At 27.3% G+C, this 2,765-nt stretch carries 3 protein-coding genes; all 3 read left to right on the top strand.

Annotation, left to right across the window (positions count from 1 at the left end):
• Positions 1 to 104: 104 nt before the first annotated feature.
• On the top strand, positions 105 to 1,085 hold the full coding sequence (locus tag Q0V24_RS17055) for an aldo/keto reductase (RefSeq protein ID WP_297523371.1): 981 nt from the start codon (positions 105 to 107) through the stop codon (positions 1,083 to 1,085).
• Between the two features lie 174 nt (positions 1,086 to 1,259).
• Positions 1,260 to 1,670 (top strand): peptide deformylase, encoded by a 411-nt coding sequence (locus Q0V24_RS17050; RefSeq protein ID WP_297523369.1) that lies wholly within the window; start codon positions 1,260 to 1,262, stop codon positions 1,668 to 1,670.
• 435 nt (positions 1,671 to 2,105) lie between these two features.
• Positions 2,106 to 2,765 (top strand): hypothetical protein (locus Q0V24_RS17045; RefSeq protein WP_297523367.1); only part of this gene is annotated, 660 nt, incomplete at its 3' end.

Here is a 2,765-nt window from a genome sequence, read left to right as displayed (position 1 = left end):
TTATATTTAGATAGTAGGTTACCAAGAGGTAACTCCTTATAAATTTTGTTTATTATTGGTATTATTAAGGTGATAAATAAATTGGTTTATGGGAGTGGTAATAAATGAAGTATAGAGTTTTAGGTAAAACTGGTTTTAATATTAGTGAAGTATCTCTTGGTACATGGCAACTTGGTTCAAAGTGGGGAGAAGAATTTAATGAAAAGGTAGCTATGGAAACTTTAGAGGCAGCCTACAAAGAGGGAATAAACTTCTTTGATACTGCTGATATTTATCAGGGTGGACTTAGTGAGAGAGCTATTGGAAAGTTTATCAAGGATAAGAAAGATAAAGTTTTTGTTGTAACTAAGTGTGGAAGAAAGTTAAATCCTCATAATTTTGAGGGATATAATGAAGAAAATATAAGAGAGTTTATTGATGCTTCTTTAGAAAATATGGAAGTTGATAGTCTTGATTTAGTATTACTTCATTGCCCACCAAGTGAAGTTTATGAGAATGGTGAGTTGTTTGAAGTTTTAGATAGAATTAAAGCTGAGGGTAAAATAAAGAATTATGGAGTAAGTGTAGAAAAAGTAAGTGAGGCTATTAAAGCACTAGATTATAATATTTCAGCAGTTGAAATAATCTTTAATATGTTTAGATTAAAGCCAAGTAAGGAATTCTTTAAACTTGCAAAAGAAAAGAATGTTGGAATTATAGTTAGAGTTCCACTTGCAAGTGGGCTTTTAACAGGAAAATATACTGTAGATAAAGAATTTGGTAAAGAAGATCATAGAAATTATAATAGAAATGGAGATTTCTTTGATAAAGGGGAAACTTTCTCTGGTGTAGATTATGCAATGGGAATTAAAGCAGCACAGGAACTAAGAGAAAGATTAAAAACTGAAGAACTTGCAAATGCAGCTTTAAAATATATATTAATGTATGATGCAGTAAGTACAGTTATACCAGGTGCTAGCAAGGCAGAGCAGATTACTAGAAATGTAAAAGCAAGTGATGTTATAGATTTTACAATAGAAGAGATGAATATTGTAGAAGATGTATATAATAAATATATCAAAGAGAGTGTTCATAAACTTTGGTAGAAATTATTTAAAGGTTAGAAATATAGAGGTGGGTTATATCATTTTGAGTTCAACTTAATTATGATATAACCCTTTATTGTTTTAATAGATAGAAATTTTAGAGTATAATAGGTAGGATAAATAAATAGAATTAACCACAAGAGTTAAATTAAGATAGAAAAGAGGAATATAAAGATGATTAAAAAAATCGTAAAAGATGTTCTGTTTTTAGGACAAAAATCAGAGATTGCAACAAGAGAAGATATAAGCGTAGTTGATGATTTAATTGATACACTTAATGCAAATTTAGAGGGCTGTGTTGGCATGGCTGCTAATATGATAGGTGTTAGAAAGAGAATATTAGTTTTTTGTATAGAGTCCTCAATAATTCCTATGATAAATCCTGTTATAGTGAAAAAAGAAGATAAGTATGAAACAGAAGAAAGTTGTTTATCTTTAATCGGTTTTAGAAAAACTGATAGATATGAGAGAATTGAGGTTGAGTATTTAGATAAAAACTTTAAAAAACGTAGAAAGACATATAAAGGTTTTACAGCTCAAATTATTCAACATGAAGTTGATCATTTTGATGGAATAATAATCTAGAAATTTATAATGTTTAAGTCATAGAAAAATTTGTGAATAAGTAGATAATAAAGGCTATTTTAGAGCTTGTTATTTACAATATATAGTTTTGGAATATTTTATCCGCAGGCTATATATTGTAGAAAGCATAACTTATAAGATAGCTTTTTTAATATATATATTTGACAATAAAAATTTAATAGTTTGATAGTTTAAGTCTGATTTTTTTATTAAAAATTTATGAAAACGTTTAAAATTTGATTTATAGAATAAATAAAAGTTAATTTTAAAGAAAAATTAATATTGGGTTAATTTAGAAAGGTATTGTTAAATTAATCTAGGTTAAATATAATAAAAAAGAACTTTAATAAAAAGTTTAATTAAATTAAAAAAATAATTAAATAAATAAAAAATAAATTTGAGACAGTTTAGGAAAAGATGTGGAGGATTAAAGTCATGGGGAAAACAATTAAAACAATATCAGCAATAGCAGCAGTAGCAACAGCTACATTGATAGTTGCGCCAATTTCACAAGGGATGCAAAATAAAATATTATTAGCTAAATCAAGTGGTTCAACTAAAGTGAAAACACAAGAAATAGCAAGTGTGAGTAAAGAAAGTTTATATAATAATACTATAAAGATTGAAAATGTGTGGAGTCAGTCTTTATTTAATATAGGGTTTAATAAAGATAATACTTTAAGTATTACAAAAGGGTGGAGTGAGGTTAATCCATATTCACATGAGACATTAAAAGTAACTATAAGTAATGATTCAAGAAAGGTTTTAAAACAAGTTGAATTTAAAGGTGGAGAATATCCAGAAAATGCAGCTTATAGTGAACTAAATGGATTTAAGTTTAGTATAGGAGATACAATTAATATTTCATCAGGTACTGGTTCTGAATATTTTATAAATAACGGAGAAAAGGAAACAGGGTCTGTTACTTATAAAATAACTCAGGAAGGACTAAAGCAAATAACAGCTAAAGCAGAAAATGTACAAGCGCTATATGATGGAGATAATAAAATAGAATTTTCATGTAAGGTAAAGCCTAATATAATGGTTGATTTATTATGTGATGGGAAATTTTATAGGGCATCATCAAACTCAGAG

This window comes from uncultured Clostridium sp., from assembly GCF_947039605.1.
Lineage (GTDB): Bacteria > Bacillota > Clostridia > Clostridiales > Clostridiaceae > Sarcina.
This window is presented reverse-complemented; position numbering and strand designations above follow the sequence as displayed.